The following is a 16,678-nucleotide window of genomic DNA, read 5'->3' on the forward strand; positions in this document are numbered from 1 at the left end:
GGCACTCGGTTCGCGCCGACTCGGCACTCGGTTCGCGCCGACTCGGCTCAGCGCGCGTCGACGACGAGGGCGGCGAGCTTCGCGCGCGTGGTGATGTCGAGCTTGCGGTAGATGTGCGTGAGGTGGGCGTCGACCGTGCGCGGCGAGATGAACAGCTCGGCGGCGATCTGGCGGCTGGTGAGTCCCTGGGCCACCCGGTCGGCGACCTGGCGCTCGGCGTTGCTCAGCCGGCCGAGGACGCTGCCGGTGTCGGGGCTGGTGACGCCCGAGAAGAGGCCGACCACGGCTTCGACGCCGGCGCGGGTGAACTCGTCGTCCACGACCCACTCGCCCGGGAACGACCGGCCCACGACGATCGGCCGGTCGGCGGCGTACCCCCACGCCGCCGCCTGACGGGGAGCCCGGAGCGCGGCGCTCGCGGCGGCCAGCGCGCGGGCGTCGCGCAGGTCGCCGTGCTGCCCGATCCAGGCGAGGCCGTCGAGCGCGTCGGCGACCCGGAGTGGCATCGGCATCTCGCTGGCCCGGTCGAGGGCGGCCAGGAACGTGGTGGTCGCCTGCGCCCGGTCGCCGCCCGCGAGCAGGGCGCGGGCGAGCAGGAGGCGCCCCTCGACCGCGTCGCGGCCCAGGCCGGTGCTGTCGGCGAGGACGACCACGTCGGCCGCCAGGCCGGCGGCGCGCTGCTGGTCGCCGTCGCGCAGGAGGTCACGGGCGTCCTGGGCCAGCACCGGGATCCGGACCGCCCAGGGCAGGCTGTCGCGATCCAGCGGCGCCGGGGTGAAGCCGGGGTCGAGGTGGCGCAGCAGCGTCTCGGCGAGCAGCGCCACCCGGTCCTCGGCGAGGGCGCGGGCGTCGTTGACCACGGCGCGCGCAGCGGAGGCGGCCTCGGTGGGCCGCCCCTGCTCGAGGGCGATCCTGGCCAGCAGGGTCCGCGCCGACAACGAGATCCATCTCTCGTCCTTGTGGTCGCGCGCGGCGAGCAGCTGGCCCAGGGTCGCGGCGGCGTCGCGGAAGGCACCGCGCGAGACCTGGACGTCGGCCAGCGTGCGGGCGGCCTGCCGGGTGATCTCGCTCGCCGTGCCCAGCTCGATGGCTCGTCGCGCGTCCACCTCCGACTGCACGAGCGCACCCGCGTCGAGGTGCATCTCGGCCCGGATCGAGGCGTTCTTGGCGAGCTCCTCGTCGGGGTCGGGCGAGCTGAGCGCGTGCTCGTCGGCGCGGTCGAGCAGCCACTGGCCCTCGTAGGTCCCGCGCACCTCGGAGGCGGCGATCCCGGCGCGCCGGGCGACCTGGGCGCCGATCTCCGGCGGGCCGTCGCCGCTGACGAGGGTGGCCTCGAGGATCTCCACCGCGTCGCGCGCGCGCATCGAGGTGTAGAGCGAGGAGAAGACGCGGTTGGCCAGGGCGTAGCCGAGGCCGCGGGTGCCGGCGTCGGCGCAGGCCGCGGCGATCGCGCTCTTCATCACCGCGAGGTCGCCGAGCCAGGCCTCGTCAGCCGCACCGGTGTTGAAGTCGGCGGGGGCGACGCGGTCGGCCCAGGTGAGCAGCGCCTGCCGGGTGAGGTCGCGGTCGTCGGTGGAGGCGGTGAGGAAGTGGCCGTGCCGGCGGATCGGGCTGAGCATGTCGAAGCGGCCGTCGGGCAGGAGCTCCAGCAGGCTGCGGCGTACGAGACCGCCGGCGATCGCGGCGGCCTCGTCGCGGCTCACGCCGGTGATCTCGGCGAGCACGTCGATCGAGACCGGCGACGTCATCTGCGACATGCGGCGGAAGCAGCGCTGCTGGTCGGCGTCGAGCAGCTCGTAGGAGCCGTGGACCGCCTCCGAGAGCGAGGCCGTCGGCACCACGTTGGTGACGCCGACGAGCGCGATCTGGACGGCGATCTGCTCGATGAGGAGCGGGAGCCCGCCGGTGGCGTTGAGCAGGCGGCGTACGTCGCTCGCGTGGGCCTGGAGGTCGACCGGGTGTCCGCCGGCGGCCTCCACGCGGTGCAGGAACAGCTCGACGGCCGGACCGGCGAGGGGCTCGTGGTCGCGCGGGACGATGAAGGGCGCGACGCGGACGACGCGCTCGGCCGGCTGCCCGGCCATGGTCAGCGAGGTCACCGCCAGCCGGGCCTCGCTGGTCGCCGCCATCAGCTGCTGGAAGGTGGGCCCGAGCGCGGACGGGTCGAGGTCGAGGCCGTCGACGACCAACAGCGTGTCGGTGCCGTCCATCGCGCGGCACAGCGCGCCCTCCGCGGAGTCGCCGGGCGTCGGAGGCACGTCGAGCGCGTCGAGGCAGGCCGAGAGGACGTCCTCGGCGTCCTGCAGCCCGCGCGCATTGACCCAGGTGCTCTCGCCGTCGGGCGCCGCGTGCCGGGCGAGCAGCGTCTTCCCACTGCCGGGAGGGCCGACGATGCTGACCCAGCGCGACGAGGCCAGCGCCGTGGCGAGGCGGGCCTGGGTCTGCTCGCGACCGAGACAAGGGGTGAGCACGGGACGAACCTATCGGTCCCCGGAGGCTGCTGGCGCCGGGTTTAGGTAGGACTACCGATGCCGCCACCCCCGTGATCGCGAGAACGTGGTCCTGTCGCCGAGGCGCGTGGACCGAACAGGGGACAGTCCAACGCCGGCGCCGATCAGCAGGCCGCGGGATTCGCGGGGGTGAACCCGCGGCCTGCTGACGCATCGGGGCAGTCGAGGGCGGCCGGCCGGCCGGGGGGCCACCAGGGCCGGCCGTCCTCAGTCCGCGCCGATCAATCCAGGCAGAACTCGTTGCCCTCGGGGTCGAGCATCACGATGAAGCCGGCGCTCATGGCGCCGTCGGGCTCGGCGCGTCGCTGCCGCGTGGCCCCGAGCGCGACGAGCCGCTCGCAGGCCGACTCGAGGACCGCCATCCGCTCCCCGCCCGCCAGTCCGGGAGCCGCGCGCACGTCGAGGTGGACCCGGTTCTTGACCACCTTGTCCTCGGGCACCTGCTGGAAGAAGACCCGCGGCCCACGACCGTCGGGGTCGATGATGGCGAAGGCCGAGTTGTGCTTCTCCGCGGGGACGCCGACGCGGGTGAGGAACTCCAGCCACGCGTCGGCCGTCTCGATCGGGTCGCCGACCTCACCGCCGGGTGGCGGGTCGACCGCGTAGTCGAGCACCTCGCGCCAGAACAGGCCGAGCGCGCGTGGGTCGTGGGCGTCGAAGGTCACCTGGATCTCTGTAGCCATGGAGACACCATGGACCTCGTCGCGGACAGGACCTGTCCGCTGGGTCTGCGACGCTTGCGCCATGAGTGACACCACGCAGCGCGTCCTGAGCCTGCTGTCCCTGCTCCAGCAGCGCCCGGTGTGGACCGGCCCGGAGCTGGCGGAGCGCCTCGGCGTGACCACGCGCAGCATCCGGCGCGACGTGGAGCGCCTGCGCGGCCTCGGCTACCCCGTGCTGGCGACGCAGGGCCTCGGCGGCGGCTACCAGCTCGGCCGCGGCAAGGACCTGCCCCCGTTGCTCCTCGACGACTCCGAGGCCGTGGCGATCGCGGTCTCGCTGCGCCTGGCTGCCGGCGGCACCGTGACCGGCGCCAGCGAGGCCGCGCTGAGCACCCTGGCCAAGCTCGACCAGGTGATGCCGCCGCGGCTCCGCTCGGAGGTCAAGGCGATCCACGACGCGACCGAGACGCTCAGCAGCAACAGCGACCTCGTCGACGGCGACGCCCTGCTGACCCTGGCCAAGGCCTGCCGCGACCTGCTCCGGGTGCGGTTCGGGTACGACGCCCGCGACGGCGTCGCCACCGAGCGGTGGGTCGAGCCCGTGCGGCTCGTCGCGACGGGGCGTCGGTGGTACCTCATGGCGTGGGACGTCGACCGCGAGGACTGGCGGACCTTCCGGCTCGACCGGATGCGCGAGGTCAGTCCATCGACGTGGCGCTTCAAGCCGCGTGAGCATCCCGACCCGGCGGAGTACGTGCAGGGCTCGATCAGCCGGGCGCCGTACAGCAACCATGCCCAGGTGCGGGTGCACGCCTCCGTCGAGGACGTCTCCGAGCGGATCGACACCCGCTGGGTCACGCTCACCGCGATCGACGGCTCCACCACGTTGCTGGAGGCCAGCGCGGACTCGCTGGAGCACCTCGCGTTCTACTGCGTGATGACCGGGCTGGAGTGCGAGTTCCTCCAGCCCCCCGAGCTCGCGGAGATCGCGACCGGTCTGGGGGAGCGGCTTCAGCGAGCCTCGGCCGGTGCCGAGGGACGCGGGTAGCCGCGGCGGACGGTGCGCTCGAGGATGCCCAGCGTGGCCTTGAGGTTGGCCTCGGAGATGACCGGGAAGATGCCGGCGTCGCGCCACTCCGGCGCGATGTCGGACCAGTCGTAGTAGGACGTGACCAGGCTGCCGTGGTCGGTCGGCTCGATGCGGTAGCCGTAGACGTGCCCGATCTGCGGCCGCACCCGGCCGAGGATCTTCCACGCGATCTCGCGGTCGGCCTCGAAGGTGGAGATGGTGACCGTGACGTCGTACCTCCCCATGTCGAGGTCGCCGAGGGACTCGCGGTCCATGTGCACGACGAACGAGTCACCGACCGCCGTGACCCGCTCGCCGTCGGCGTCCTGCAGCATCCCGGAGGCGTCGATCGCGACGTGGCCCTGCGGGTCGCAGAGGACGGCGAACACCTCGGCGGGGGCGACGGGGAACGGGCGGGAGACCTCGATGCGCTCGGCGGTGGACATGCGAGCAGTCTCGCAGGACGCTCACAGCCGGTTCGTGGGGAGCCCCCGTACGCTGGACGCATGACGGGAATGGTGCTGCTGCTCGTGCTCCTCGGCGGTCTCGTCGCGGTGGCGGTGCTGGCAGGCCAGAGCGCGAAGAACCGTCAGCTGGCCAAGGCCGAGGCCGAGCTCGAGCCGGTGAAGAAGCTGGCCGAGGAGGACGTCACCGCGCTCGGCGTCGAGCTCCAGGAGCTCGACATCGACATGGCCGGCAAGGACCTCGGCGCCGGTGAGAACGCCGACTACCAGCGGGCGCTCGACGCCTACGAGTCGTCCAAGTCCGCGGTCACCCGGATGAGCAAGCCCGACGACATCCGCCACGTCACCGAGATCCTCGAGGACGGGCGCTACGCGATGGCCTGCGTGCGGGCGCGCGTCGACGGGCTGCCGCTGCCGACCCGCCGTCCGCCGTGCTTCTTCGACCCGCGCCACGGCATGTCCGTGGCCGACGTGCCCTACACCCCGCCGGGCGGCACGCAGCGCGACGTCCCGGCCTGCCAGCTCGACGCCGAGCGCGTCCGGGCCGGCGCCGAGCCCGACATCCGCAAGGTCATGGTCGGCTCGCGACGGGTGCCCTACTGGCAGGGCGGGCGCGCCTACCAGCCCTACGCCCAGGGCTACTTCGGCGGCTTCGGCCCGATGGACTGGATGTTCATGGGCATGCTCTTCAGCGGCGGCTTCGACGGCCTCGGCGAGGGCATCGGCGCGATCGGCGAGGGCATCGGCGACATGTTCGGCGGCATCGGCGACGGCATCGGCGACATGTTCGACGGGTTCGACTTCTAGACCCGATCGGGCCCCTGACACACTGGCCGGGTGAGCGAGCCGCAGCTGAACGTGACCCGTCTCGGCGAGGAGGGGCCGCTCATCGCGTTCTGCCACGGCCTCTTCGGGCAGGGCAAGAACTGGACGCAGGTCGCCAAGGCGTTCTCGGCCGACCACCGCACGCTGCTCGTCGACATGCCCAACCACGGGCGCTCGGAGTGGACCGAGGGCTTCGCCTACGACGACCTCGCCGACCGCGTCGCGACGCTCTTCAGTGCCGACGACCCCGTCACCCTGGTGGGGCACTCGATGGGCGGCAAGATCGCGATGGCGCTCGCCCTGCGCCACCCCGAGCTCGTCGAGCGGCTGGTCGTCGTCGACGTCTCGCCGGTCGCCTACTCCTCGGCGCGCGAGTTCCTCGGCTACATCGACACCATGCGCGCGCTCGACCTCGCCACCCTGGAGCGACGTGACCAGGCCGACGAGGCGCTGCGCAGCGCCGTACCCGACGACGTCGTGCGCAGCTTCCTGCTCCAGAACCTGCGCCGCGAGGGAGACGGCTGGCGCTGGATGCCCAACCTCGACCTGCTCTCGGCGCACATGCCCGAGCTCGCGGGGTGGCCGGCCGAGCGGTTCGAGGGGAGGTCGTACGGCGGACCGGTGCTGTGGATCGGCGGTGCCCGCTCGGGCTACGTCAGCGACGAGTTCGCGCCGGCCATGGAGGCGCTGTTCCCGCGCGTGCGCCGGGTGACCGTGAAGGGGGCCGGGCACTGGGTGCACTCCGAGCAGCCGGCGGTGTTCATCGAGGTGCTGCGCCGGTTCGTGAGCTAGCCGGTTCGTCGGCTGACGGGTCGCTGCGTCAGGCCTTCTGGCGGGCGCGGTAGGCGGCGACCGCCTCCCGGTTGCCGCACGCCGTGGAGCAGTAGCGTCGCGAGCGGTTGCGCGAGAGGTCGAGCACCAGGCCGTTGCACTCGTCGGCCGCGCACACGTCGAGCCGGTTGAGCTCGTCGGCGCGGATCACGTCGATCATCGCCATCGCCGTCTCGACCATCACCCGCTCGGCGAGCGGCGCCTCGTCGTCGATCGCATGGATGTGCCAGTCGAGCCGGTCGTGGCGGACCAGCCGGGGGACGGCAGTGGCCTCGGCGAGGATCGAGTTGACCAGCGTGACGGCGGTGTCGCGGTCGGCCTCCAGCAGCTCGCGAAGGGCGCCGCGCACGGACCGCACGGCCTCGAGCTCGGTGGCGTCCTGGCGGTGGCCGCCGGAGTACTCGTGCTCGGCGTAGAACTCCGACAGCGCCTGCACGGTGGTCAGGGTGTCGGGCTCGAGCGCGGTGTTCGCGAGCGCGACCGCGGCTTGCAGCGACGCCGCCGTGTCATGGGTGAAAGTCACGTTGACACCTTACCAAGGTCGCCGGTAGCGTCATGACCCATGGCGACGATGACTCATGACAGGCCGGTGGGGCGGCGGTCCAGCACCACGACCGGCCTGGCCTTCGCCATCGCCTCCGCGGTGTCCTTCGGCCTCTCCGGCGCCCTCGGGCGCGGGCTGATCGACTCGGGCTGGACGGCCGGATCGGCCGTGGCGGTCCGCGTCACCATCGCGGCGCTCGTGCTCGTGGTCCCGGGCGTCCTCGCCCTGCGTGGTCGCTGGCACCTGCTGGCCCGGAACGGGCTGACGGTGGCCGTCTACGGTGTGGCCGCGGTGGCCGGCGCACAGCTGTGCTACTTCTACGCCGTCACCTACATGCAGGTCGGCGTGGCCCTGCTGATCGAGTACACCGCACCCGTCGCGGTCGTCGTCTGGCTCTGGCTGCGCCACGGCCACCGGCCCAACCGGCTCACCGTGCTGGGGGCGGTCATCGCCTCGGTCGGCCTCGCACTCGTGCTCGACGTGGTCTCGGGGGCTGACCTCAGTGCCACCGGGGTGCTGTGGGCCCTGGGAGCGATGGTGGGCGTGTCGACGTACTTCGTGATCAGTGCCGACACCGACAACGGGCTGCCGCCCATCAGCCTGGCCGCCGCCGGGCTCGTGGTCGGGGGGACGGTGCTGGTGGTCGCCGGCCTGGTCGGCGTGCTGCCGATGAGCGCATCGACGGCGGACGTGAGCTACGACGGCCACGTCGTGGCGTGGTGGATCCCGATGCTCGTGCTCGGCCTGGTCACCGCGGCGTTCGCCTACGTCACCGGCATCGAGGCGGGCCGCCGCCTCGGGCCCCGCCTGACGTCCTTCGTGGCCCTGCTCGAGGTGCTGATGGCCCTCGTGTTCGCCTGGCTGCTGCTGGGCGAGCTGCCGCGCGCGATCCAGCTCCTCGGCGGGCTGCTCGTGCTGGCCGGCGTCGTCGTGGTGAAGCTGGGGGAGGGGCCGAGCGCGGTGACCGTCGAGCCGTTGCCCGAGCAGGACCTCAGCGAGCGTCCTGCCGCTTGAGGAACACCTCGCGGTGCAGGAGCAGCAGCGCCGCCGCGACGGGTACGGCGAGGAGCGCGCCGATGATGCCCATCAGGCTGCCGCCCAGCAGGGCCGCGATCACGGTGACCGCACCGGGGATGTCGACGGCGCGCGCCATGATCTTCGGCGAGATGAAGTAGGACTCCACCTGCTGGTAGGCGACGTAGTAGATGGCAGCGACGACCGCGACGGTCGGTGAGACCGTCAGCGCGAGCAGGGTGATGATCACGCCGGACACGACCGCGCCGACGACCGGGATCAGGGACAGCAGCCCGACGATGAACGCCAGCGCGAAGCTGTAGTCGCGCAGCCCGGCGAAGAACGTGAACACCAGGGTGCTGATGCCGGCGCAGATCGACACGAGGAAGGCGCCGGAGACGTAGGCGCCGGTGGACCGGATGATCTTGTCGCCCAGCTCGCTGACGCGGCCCCGCTTCGAGGCGGGCGCCAGGCTGTAGGCCGCGTGCTTGATGCTCGGCAGGGAGATCAGGAAGTAGATCGTCAGGACCAGCACGATGAACGCGTTGGCCACGGCCGAGAGGACCGCGAGGCCGAAGCCGAGCGCGCCGCCGAAGACCTGCTGGCCGAAGTCGCCCTGGGTGACGTAGTCCTGGACCTTGTCGATCACCGAGAAGCGCTCGTCGAGCTGCTGGATCGTCTCGTTGCGCTGCAGGTCCTGCAGCCAGCCGGGCGCGTTCTCGGTGATCTGCGCGATCTGCTCGCTGATGACCGGGGCGACCGTGAGCACGAACAGCGTGAGCACGGCGAGCACGACGACCAGCACCAGGAGCACGGCGATCCCGCGGCGCATCCCGCGGCGCATGAACCACTCCACCGAGGGGCTCAGGCCGACGGCGAGGAACATCGCGAGCACCAGCAGCACGAGCACCGACGAGATGCCCATGAGCTGCTGCCCGAGGAAGAGGGCGACGAGCGCGCCGAGGGCGCCGAAGAACCCGATGTTGAAGGGGGAGTGGCGCAGCAGCGACGGGGCGGGGGTCGCGGTCGACGGTGGAGCGAAGGCCTCGGTGTGCGTGTCCTCGGCGACCAGCTCGGTCGCGTTGTCGATGCGCTCGGCGACCGCGGTCGAGGCCTCGGCGGACTCACGGGCCTCCTCGGCGGCGTCGTCGGCGCGGTCGGCAGCCGCCTCGGCCCGGTCGGCCTGGACCTCGACGTGGTCGACGACCTCCTCGAGCGCGTCGGGGTCGACCGAGCGGGGCTCCTCCGACCCCGGCGCGACCGCGCGCAGGCGGTCGAGCCAGCTCAGGACTCGTCCTCGGCGAACCCGGCCACGACGTCACGCAGGGCGCCCAGCTGGGCGGCGACGGCGTCGCGCCGCTTGGTCATCCGCTCGACCTCGGCCTGCACGGCGGCCAGCTCACGCTCGGCGTCGGCGGTGCCGCTCGCGGCGATCGACTCGGCCTGGGTCGTGGCGGACGCGACGATCTGCTCGGCCTCACGCCGGGCGCGGCTGAGCAGCCCCTCGGCCTCGCTCTGGGCCTGCTGCCGGTGGGCGGTGGCCTGGCTGGTCGCCTCGCGGGCGCGCTGCTCGGCGGCGTTGGCCCGCTCCTCGGCCTCCTGCACGAGGCGCTGCGTCTCGGCGGTGGCGCTGGCGTGGTGGTCGGTGGCCTCGCGGGCGAGCCGCTCCTTCTCCACCGCCAGGGTGCGCCGCGCCTCCTGCACCTCGCGGTCGGCCGCCGCGCGGGACTGCTCTGCCTCACGCTTGGCGGTCGTGCGCAGCTCGTTGGTCTCCTGCTGGGCGGCCAGCCGGACCTGGTCGGCCTCGCGGCGAGCGGCCGCGAGCAGGTCGGCGGCCTGGCCCTCGGCCAGGGTGCGCTCCTGCTCGGCGTCGGCGGTCAGCCGGGCGCGCATCTCGTCGAGCTCCTTGAGCTGGACCAGGCGCATGTCGTCGGCCTCGCGGGCGGCCTCGGCGCGCACGGCCTTGGCGTCGCGGTTGGCCTGCAGGCGGATCTCCTCGGCGTCACGGTTGGCCGCCTCCCGCACGTCGCTGGCCTCGTCCTCGGCCAGCTTGAGCATCGAGGTGGCCCGACCGCCGAGACCGGCGTAGGACGGGTTCTTGTTCTCCGCCAGCTCGGCCCGCAGCGTCTCCATCTCCGCCTCGAGCGCGATCACGCGCTGCTCGGAGGCGCCGAGGCTGCTGCTGAGCCCCGACTTCTCGCTGGTGAGCTGCGAGATCCGCTGGTCGACCGCCAGCTTGTCGTAGCCGCCGCGGCGCACGACCGGCAGGGCCACAGCGGGCGTCGGCTGGCTGGCGGCGGACGGTGCGGGCGCCGTGGGTGCGGCGGGTGCTGGGGCGGGGGCGGGCTGGGCGGCCGGGCGCGCAGCCGGCATGGAGGCCGACTGCGTGACCGGCTGGGCGGGCGGGGTCGGGGCTGGAGTCGCGGGCAGGGTCGCGGCTGGGGTCGTCTTCATGGGCTGCGTGGTCTCGCCGGCCGCCGCTCCGGCGCGGGTGCCCGCCCGGTCGGCCGGCGGCACGACCGGCATCACCTGGGTCTCGGTGCTGTCCGCGGGCTCGCCCGAGCCCGAGGCGGCGGTCGGGGTCGAGGCCTCCGCGTCGAGGTCGGTGTCGGACTCCGGCTCCTCGTCGAAGATCGACAGGCCCTGATCGCTGCTCATGGTCGAGCACCCACTCTCTGCGTTGTCCTACGTCGTCCTGACGCCTCGGTCGACGGCGTCCGGACCAGTCTCTCTGACCGCTCCGGACAAACACACCCCGGCTCGCGGACGAATCGCGAGCCGGGGTGTGAAAGATGCGTGTCAGGCGGGTGTCGAGGTCCCGGTCAGACGCCGCGGAAGCGGTTGATCGCGGTCTCGTGCTTCGCCCGCAGGTCGGTGTCGAGCACGCCCAGGCCCTCCTCGGGCGCGAGGCACAGCACGCCGACCTTGCCCTGGTGGGCGTTCTGGTGCACGTCGAGCGACGCCTGGCCGACCTCGTCGAGGGTGTAGGTCCTCGACAGGGTGGGGTGGATCTTGCCCTTGGCGATGAGGCGGTTGGCCTCCCACGACTCGCGGTAGTTGGCGAAGTGGCTGGAGATGATCCGCTTGAGGTTCATCCACAGGTAGCGGTTGTCGTACTCGTGCATGTAGCCCGAGGTCGAGGCGCAGGTGGTGATGGTGCCGCCCTTGCGGGTGACGAACACGGAGGCGCCGAACGTCTCCCGGCCCGGGTGCTCGAAGACGATGTCGATGTCCTCGCCGCCGGTGAGCTCGCGGATCCTGGCCCCGAAGCGCTTCCACTCCTTCGGGTCCTGCTGCGTGCCCTCGTCGTTCCAGAACTTGTAGCCCTCCTCGGAGCGGTTGATGATCAGCTCCGCACCCATGCTGCGGGCGATCTTTGCCTTCTCCTCGTTGGAGACCACGCACACCGGGGTGGCGCCGCCGTTGAGGGCGTACTGCGTGGCGAAGCCGCCGAGGCCACCGGAGGCGCCCCAGATGAGGACGTTGTCGCCCTGCTTCATGTCGCCGCCGTTCTTCGACACGAGCTGGCGGTACGCCGTGCAGTTGACCAGGCCGGGGGAGGCGGCCTCCTCCCAGGTCAGGTGCTCGGGCTTGGGCATCAGCTGGTTGGCCTTGACCATCGCGACGTCGGCCAGGCCGCCGAAGTTGGTCTCGAAGCCCCAGATCCGCTGCTCGGTGTCGAGCATCGTGTCGTTGTGGCCGTCGGGCCCCTCGAGCTCGACCGAGAGGCAGTGCGCCACGACGCGGTCGCCCGGCTTCCACTTGGTGACGCCCGGGCCGGTCTTCAGCACGACTCCGGAGAGATCGGAGCCCACCACGTGGTAGGGCAGGTCGTGGCGCTTGGTGAGCTCGCTGTTGCGGCCGTAGCGCTCGAGGAAGCCGAAGGTGGACACGGGCTCGAAGATCGAGGTCCAGACGGTGTTGTAGTTGATGGCCGAGGCCATCACGGCCACGAAGGCCTCACCGGGGCCGAGCTCGGGGAGGGCGACGTCGTCGACGTGCAGCGACCTGCGCGGGTCCTTCTCCTTGGCGGTCATCCCCTCGAACATGTCCACCTCGTCCTTCTTCACGAAGGCGGCGCGGTAGTGGTCGGGGAGCTCGAGGTTGGCGAAGTCGTCGGACGTCGCGTTCCCGCTCTGGATGGCGTCGAGGATGTTCTGCACGTGTGTCTCCTGGTGAGGCAGTTGTGGCTCGAGAATTGGGGTGAAGGTACCGGTGGGTAGTGCTGAGTGGGTCGTGGTGTGACGTACTTCCCACCGCCGGTCCGCCCCCGCCCTCAGTGGCCCGGCGAACCTGCCGGTTCGACCAGCTCGACGAGCACGCCACCGGCGTCCTTGGGGTGGATGAAGTTGACCCGGCTGTCGGACGTGCCGCGCTTCGGGGCGTCGTACAGCAGGCGGACGCCGCGCTCGCGCAGGATCGCGGAGACCGCCTCGACGTCGGTGACGCGGTAGGCCAGCTGCTGCATGCCGGGCCCGGACCGGTCGAGGAACTTCGCGATGGTCGAGCTCTCGTCCAGCGGGGCCAGCAGCTGGATGTGCGAGCCTGAGTCGCCGACGGCGAGCATCGCCTCCCGCACGCCCTGCTCCTCGTTGGTCTCCTCGTGGGCGACCAGCAGGCCGAACGTGTCGCGGTAGTGGGCGATGGCCTCGTCCAGGTCGGGCACGGCGATCCCCACGTGGTCGATGGCGGTGAACAGGTGCTGCGGGATGTCGAGGTCGGATGTCATGGGGGACATGGTCGTCCGTCACATCTCGTGGACCCGTGCAGGGGGCGCATGGTGAGATGCCCGGCGGTATCGTCCGAAGAGACGTCAACCCCCATCACCTGGAGGCAGCACCATGTCCACTTCCGTCATCGTCGCCGGCGCTCGCACCCCGATCGGTCGCCTCCTCGGCGGTCTCAAGGACCAGTCCGCGGCGGACCTCGGCGGGGTGGCCATCGCCGGCGCGCTGGAGAAGGCCGGGGTCTCGGGCGACCAGGTCGACTACGTGATCATGGGCCAGGTCATCCAGGCCGGCGCGGGGCAGAACGCGTCGCGCACGGCTGCCGTCAAGGGCGGCATCCCGATGAGCGTCCCGACCATCACGATCAACAAGGTGTGCCTCTCGGGCATCAACGCGATCGCGATGGCCGACCAGCTCATCCGCGCCGGTGAGCACGAGATCGTCGTGGCGGGCGGCATGGAGTCGATGACCCAGGCGCCGCACCTGCTGCCGAAGAGCCGGGAGGGCTTCAAGTACGGCGACACCACGCTGGTCGACTCCATGGCCTACGACGCGCTCTACGACCAGACGACCGGCCAGGCGATGATCAACCTGACCGACGGCTACAACGCCGCGTCGAGCAAGCAGCTGACCCGTGAGGAGCAGGACGCCTTCTCCGCGCAGTCGCACCAGCGTGCCGCGCTGGCCTGGAAGAACGGCATCTTCGACGACGAGGTCGTGCCGGTCACGATCACCTCCCGCAAGGGCGACGTCGTGGTCAGCCAGGACGAGGGGGTGCGTGGCGACACCACCGTCGAGTCCCTCGCGGGCCTGCGCCCGGTCTCCAAGGACGGGACCATCACCGCCGGCTCGGCCTCCCAGATCTCCGACGGCGCCGCCGCGGTGGTCGTGATGAGCAAGGCCAAGGCCGAGGAGCTCGGTCTCACCTGGCTCGCCGAGATCGGCGCCTCCGGCCAGGTCGCCGGCCCCGACTCGACGCTGCAGCTCCAGCCGGCCAACGCGATCGCCAAGGCTGCCGAGAAGGAGGGCATCGAGATCTCCGACATCGACCTCTTCGAGCTCAACGAGGCCTTCGCGGCCGTCGGCATCGAGTCGGCCCGCCAGCTCGGCGTCTCCGAGGACAAGGTCAACGTCAACGGCGGTGCGATCGCCCTCGGCCACCCGGTCGGCATGTCCGGCACCCGGATCGTGCTCCACCTCGCCCACGAGCTGAGGCGTCGTGGCGGCGGCACCGGTGCGGCCGCCCTCTGCGGCGGCGGCGGCCAGGGCGACGCCCTGATCATCCGCGTCCCGCAGGCGTGACCCGGGCGTGACGCAGCCCCACTCGAGCACGGGCGGGGGCCGGCGCCGCGGCGCGGTGTCGGTCCCCGATCTCGTCTCCGGGGCCCGCGACGGTGATCCCCGCGCCGTCGGCCGACTGATCTCGCTGGTCGAGGACGAGTCGCCGCTGCTGCGCGAGGTGATGGCCGCGCTGGCGCCGTACGCCCGGACAGCGCGGCGCGCGCACGTCGTCGGGATCACGGGCTCGCCGGGCGTCGGCAAGTCGACCTCGACCAACGCCCTCGTCACCGAGCTGCGCCGGGCCGGCAAGCGGGTGGCGGTGCTGGCCGTCGACCCCTCCTCACCGTTCTCCGGCGGCGCGCTGCTCGGCGACCGTGTGCGCATGCAGGACCACGCCCTCGACCCGGGCGTCTTCATCCGCTCGATGGCCTCGCGCGGTCACCTCGGCGGACTGGCCTGGACGACGCCGCAGGCGCTGCGCGTGCTCGACGCCGCCGGCTGCGACGTGATCCTGGTCGAGACCGTGGGCGTGGGGCAGAGCGAGGTCGAGGTCGCCGGGCTCGCGGACACCACGCTCGTGCTGCTCGCCCCGGGCATGGGCGACGGCATCCAGGCGGCCAAGGCCGGCATCCTCGAGATCGGCGACCTCTTCGTCGTCAACAAGGCCGACCGCGACGGCGCCGACGAGGTCCGCCGCCACCTGCGCACCATGCTGGCGCTGGCCGACCGCGGCGAGGGCGCGTGGAAAGCGCCCATCGTGAAGACGGTGGCCGCGACCGGCGACGGCGTGGCCGAGGTGGCGGCCGAGATCGAGCGTCACCTCGGGTGGCTCGAGGAGTCCGGGGAGCTGGTCCGTCGGCGCACGCGCCGGGCCCGCGACGAGATCGAGTCGATCGCGCTGACCCGGATGCGGGCCAGGTGGGGTGACGTGCACGGGCGCTCCGAGCTCGACGAGCTGGCCGACGCGGTCGTGGCGGGGGAGAGCGACCCCTACACGGCCGCCGACCGCCTGCTCGACGTCCTCGGCGCCTGAGGCGGATTTCGCCAAAGCACCCGAGCGGGCGGCGATCCGTTCCTAGGGTTGGACCATGAGGATCCTCCACCCGGCGATCGCGTTGACGATCGGAGCCGTGGCGCTGTCGCTGGCCCCGGCCGCCTCGTCGACCGCGTCGTCGAGCGCGTCGTCGAGCGCGTCGTCGACCGCGTCCTCCACCGCGCCCGCGTCGTCACGGGTCGCGGGCGGCTCGCTGTCCTACTCGCCGCAGGCGTACGTCGGTGGGCAGGAGATCAGGTTCAGCGGCCGGCTCGGGGTGAGCGGGGTCCGCACCATCACGATGCAGCAGCACATGAACCGTCCCGGCGACCAGTGGTTCGCCGTGCGTGGCTTCACCGGAACCACCGCGGCCGACGGCAGCTTCAGCTTCGCGTTCCCGGCGCCCGCGGCGCGCGGGATCCGCTTCCGTGTCGTGGCCCGGAAGGCCAAGCGGCTGGTGGCGACCGCACCGGTCGTGTTCAACGCCAAGTCGCAGGACCTCACCCTGTGGGTCGCCGGTCCCGACCCCTCGGGCCGCGCCCACGGGTCGGCGGTCGCGGGCGAGCCGTTCACCATCGCCGTCGACACCACGCCCGACCTGTTCCGCCGCCCCGAGACGATCGGGCTGCCGGTCTTCGCCGGACGTCCCCTCACGCTCCAGCGCCGGATCAGCGGGGACAGCTGGGAGACCCTCGCGACCTCCACCGTCCAGGCCGACGGCATGGGCTGGTTCCCGGGGATCACGGCGTCCGCCGGCACGGTGGTCTACCGCGTCCGCCAGGAGGAGATCGTCTCCGGCGCCAACCGCATCGGCTGGATGCAGACCTTCCCGACCTACGTCACCGTCCGCGAGCCCGGCGCCCCCACCACCGTCGCCGGCCTGCTGGGCCGCCCCCACCGACCGGTCGCAGCGCGACCGGACGCCCGGGTCTCCGGTGCGGCCTCCGCCACCGCGAGCAGCAGGTTCGGCTGGTATCCCTCGCTGTGGGACTACTCGTGGGAGGCCGGCCAGTCGCTCACCAGCCCGCCCGACGTCGGCAGCGTCCGCACGGGCACGTGGTCCGACTACGCCGACGGCGGCGGCCGGGTCAGTCGCCAGAACGGCGGGCTCTACCTCGACAGCCAGCGCAACAACGGCGGGGGCGCGGGCGACTTCGGCACCACCCGCGCGACGCTGGTCGGAGCAGCGCGGCCCTACGGTCGCTGGGAGACGCGGCTGCGGCTGCGCAGCGCGGAGGCCAACGCCACCGACTTCCGCGTGCGGGTCGAGCTCGTCCCCGAGAACCCCGCCGACAACGCGTGCGGCAGGCGCACCATCACCCTGGCCGAGGTCGCCGCGCACAGCGGCACGATGAGGTACGGCGCCAGGATGGACACCACCGAGTGGTCGGCCACCCGGCAGGTCCCTAGCCTGATCCACTCCTCGCCCGCGCTGGCCGTCGAGGTCGCGCCCGACCACATCACCTGGTTCTTCGACGGCGTGGCCATCGGCTCGGTGAAGAGCGGGGACGCCGTCTCCGACGTGCCGATGACCCTGCGGTTCAGCCTGGTCGGCGACCAGGTCACCGAGCGCAACCAGACCGGGATCGTCTCGGACTGGCAGCGAGGGTTCCCGCTGACGAGCGGGAAGCAGGTGGTCGCGAAGACCCGGCTGGCCGCCGCGCCGCTGACGGCCTGCGAGTCCTGAGGCTGGCGCGCCTCCGCGGTCGGGGCGCGCG

The 16,678-nt window shown here is 72.4% G+C and carries 15 protein-coding genes; 7 read left to right on the forward strand and 8 right to left on the reverse strand.

The window, feature by feature from the left end:
• Positions 1 to 47: 47 nt before the first annotated feature.
• Together C7S10_RS14455 and C7S10_RS14460 are read right to left on the reverse strand one after the other, a co-directional pair.
• A complete protein-coding gene (locus C7S10_RS14455) occupies positions 48 to 2,471 on the reverse strand; it encodes a LuxR C-terminal-related transcriptional regulator (protein ID WP_108345135.1) in 2,424 nt (807 codons plus the stop codon).
• A 260-nt stretch (positions 2,472 to 2,731) separates the two neighbouring features.
• Positions 2,732 to 3,193, reverse strand: coding sequence for a VOC family protein (locus C7S10_RS14460; RefSeq protein WP_108345136.1), 462 nt, complete (start codon positions 3,191 to 3,193; stop codon positions 2,732 to 2,734).
• A 61-nt stretch (positions 3,194 to 3,254) separates the two neighbouring features.
• Here C7S10_RS14460 and C7S10_RS14465 point away from each other — a divergent pair, with 61 nt between their 5' ends.
• Complete coding sequence (locus C7S10_RS14465) at positions 3,255 to 4,220, forward strand: helix-turn-helix transcriptional regulator (RefSeq protein WP_108345137.1); 966 nt, start codon at positions 3,255 to 3,257, stop codon at positions 4,218 to 4,220.
• On the opposite strand, the gene C7S10_RS14470 is transcribed toward C7S10_RS14465, so the two are convergent.
• Positions 4,184 to 4,687, reverse strand: a complete 504-nt coding sequence (locus tag C7S10_RS14470; protein ID WP_108345138.1) for an SRPBCC family protein — start codon at positions 4,685 to 4,687, stop codon at positions 4,184 to 4,186. The two genes, C7S10_RS14465 and C7S10_RS14470, sit on opposite strands and share 37 nt — an antisense overlap.
• Before the next feature lie 60 nt (positions 4,688 to 4,747).
• Between C7S10_RS14470 and C7S10_RS14475 the strand changes: the two genes are divergently transcribed.
• Positions 4,748 to 5,512, forward strand: coding sequence for a hypothetical protein (locus C7S10_RS14475; RefSeq protein ID WP_108345139.1), 765 nt, complete (start codon positions 4,748 to 4,750; stop codon positions 5,510 to 5,512).
• Between the two features lie 30 nt (positions 5,513 to 5,542).
• Positions 5,543 to 6,322 carry an alpha/beta fold hydrolase gene (locus tag C7S10_RS14480; RefSeq protein ID WP_108345140.1) on the forward strand — a complete coding sequence of 260 codons (780 nt, stop codon included), beginning with the start codon at positions 5,543 to 5,545 and terminating at the stop codon, positions 6,320 to 6,322.
• Between the two features lie 28 nt (positions 6,323 to 6,350).
• Here C7S10_RS14480 and C7S10_RS14485 read toward each other — a convergent pair whose 3' ends face one another.
• The gene (locus C7S10_RS14485; RefSeq protein WP_108345141.1) at positions 6,351 to 6,884 is read right to left on the reverse strand and encodes a CGNR zinc finger domain-containing protein; all 534 of its coding nucleotides are present in this window, start codon (positions 6,882 to 6,884) and stop codon (positions 6,351 to 6,353) included.
• A gap of 39 nt (positions 6,885 to 6,923) precedes the next feature.
• Here C7S10_RS14485 and C7S10_RS14490 point away from each other — a divergent pair, with 39 nt between their 5' ends.
• Complete coding sequence (locus C7S10_RS14490; protein ID WP_108345142.1) at positions 6,924 to 7,919, forward strand: EamA family transporter; 996 nt, start codon at positions 6,924 to 6,926, stop codon at positions 7,917 to 7,919.
• Here C7S10_RS14490 and C7S10_RS14495 read toward each other — a convergent pair.
• From C7S10_RS14495 to mce, 4 genes are all read right to left on the reverse strand, one after another.
• Positions 7,897 to 9,207, reverse strand: a complete 1,311-nt coding sequence (locus C7S10_RS14495) for an AI-2E family transporter (protein ID WP_341476753.1) — start codon at positions 9,205 to 9,207, stop codon at positions 7,897 to 7,899. The two genes, C7S10_RS14490 and C7S10_RS14495, sit on opposite strands and share 23 nt — an antisense overlap.
• Complete coding sequence (locus tag C7S10_RS14500) at positions 9,204 to 10,577, reverse strand: coiled-coil domain-containing protein (protein WP_108345144.1); 1,374 nt, start codon at positions 10,575 to 10,577, stop codon at positions 9,204 to 9,206. Before C7S10_RS14500 ends, C7S10_RS14495 begins: the two co-directional genes overlap by 4 nt.
• A gap of 164 nt (positions 10,578 to 10,741) precedes the next feature.
• Positions 10,742 to 12,082: a crotonyl-CoA carboxylase/reductase gene (ccrA, locus tag C7S10_RS14505; RefSeq protein ID WP_108345145.1), complete on the reverse strand. Its 1,341-nt coding sequence runs from the start codon at positions 12,080 to 12,082 to the stop codon at positions 10,742 to 10,744.
• A 113-nt stretch (positions 12,083 to 12,195) separates the two neighbouring features.
• Positions 12,196 to 12,648, reverse strand: coding sequence for a methylmalonyl-CoA epimerase (gene mce, locus C7S10_RS14510; protein WP_108345146.1), 453 nt, complete (start codon positions 12,646 to 12,648; stop codon positions 12,196 to 12,198).
• Positions 12,649 to 12,760: 112 nt separating this feature from the next.
• On the opposite strand from mce, the gene C7S10_RS14515 reads away from it, so the two are divergent.
• The 3 genes from C7S10_RS14515 to C7S10_RS14525 are packed head-to-tail and all read left to right on the forward strand — an operon-like array spanning position 12,761 to position 16,647.
• Positions 12,761 to 13,948, forward strand: coding sequence for an acetyl-CoA C-acetyltransferase (locus tag C7S10_RS14515; RefSeq protein WP_108345147.1), 1,188 nt, complete (start codon positions 12,761 to 12,763; stop codon positions 13,946 to 13,948).
• Positions 13,949 to 13,955: 7 nt separating this feature from the next.
• Entirely contained in the window at positions 13,956 to 14,960 is a 1,005-nt protein-coding gene (gene meaB, locus C7S10_RS14520; RefSeq protein WP_243395388.1) for a methylmalonyl Co-A mutase-associated GTPase MeaB, read from the forward strand.
• A gap of 55 nt (positions 14,961 to 15,015) precedes the next feature.
• Positions 15,016 to 16,647 carry a LamG domain-containing protein gene (locus C7S10_RS14525; protein WP_133176526.1) on the forward strand — a complete coding sequence of 544 codons (1,632 nt, stop codon included), beginning with the start codon at positions 15,016 to 15,018 and terminating at the stop codon, positions 16,645 to 16,647.
• Positions 16,648 to 16,678 lie beyond the last annotated feature (31 nt).

It is taken from the genome of Nocardioides currus (assembly GCF_003057875.1).
GTDB lineage: Bacteria > Actinomycetota > Actinomycetes > Propionibacteriales > Nocardioidaceae > Nocardioides > Nocardioides currus.

Bases quoted from the DNA above. Each gene is read 5' to 3' on its own strand.
- C7S10_RS14460 (WP_108345136.1), bottom strand. From the start codon at position 3,193: ATGGCTACAGAGATCCAGGTGACCTTCGACGCCCACGACCCACGCGCG.
- C7S10_RS14490 (WP_108345142.1), top strand. From the start codon at position 6,924: ATGGCGACGATGACTCATGACAGGCCGGTGGGGCGGCGGTCCAGCACC.
- C7S10_RS14465 (WP_108345137.1), top strand. From the start codon at position 3,255: ATGAGTGACACCACGCAGCGCGTCCTGAGCCTGCTGTCCCTGCTCCAG.
- C7S10_RS14475 (WP_108345139.1), top strand. From the start codon at position 4,748: ATGACGGGAATGGTGCTGCTGCTCGTGCTCCTCGGCGGTCTCGTCGCG.
- mce (WP_108345146.1), bottom strand. From the start codon at position 12,648: ATGACATCCGACCTCGACATCCCGCAGCACCTGTTCACCGCCATCGAC.
- C7S10_RS14500 (WP_108345144.1), bottom strand. From the start codon at position 10,577: ATGAGCAGCGATCAGGGCCTGTCGATCTTCGACGAGGAGCCGGAGTCC.
- C7S10_RS14525 (WP_133176526.1), top strand. From the start codon at position 15,016: ATGAGGATCCTCCACCCGGCGATCGCGTTGACGATCGGAGCCGTGGCG.
- C7S10_RS14470 (WP_108345138.1), bottom strand. From the start codon at position 4,687: ATGTCCACCGCCGAGCGCATCGAGGTCTCCCGCCCGTTCCCCGTCGCC.
- C7S10_RS14515 (WP_108345147.1), top strand. From the start codon at position 12,761: ATGTCCACTTCCGTCATCGTCGCCGGCGCTCGCACCCCGATCGGTCGC.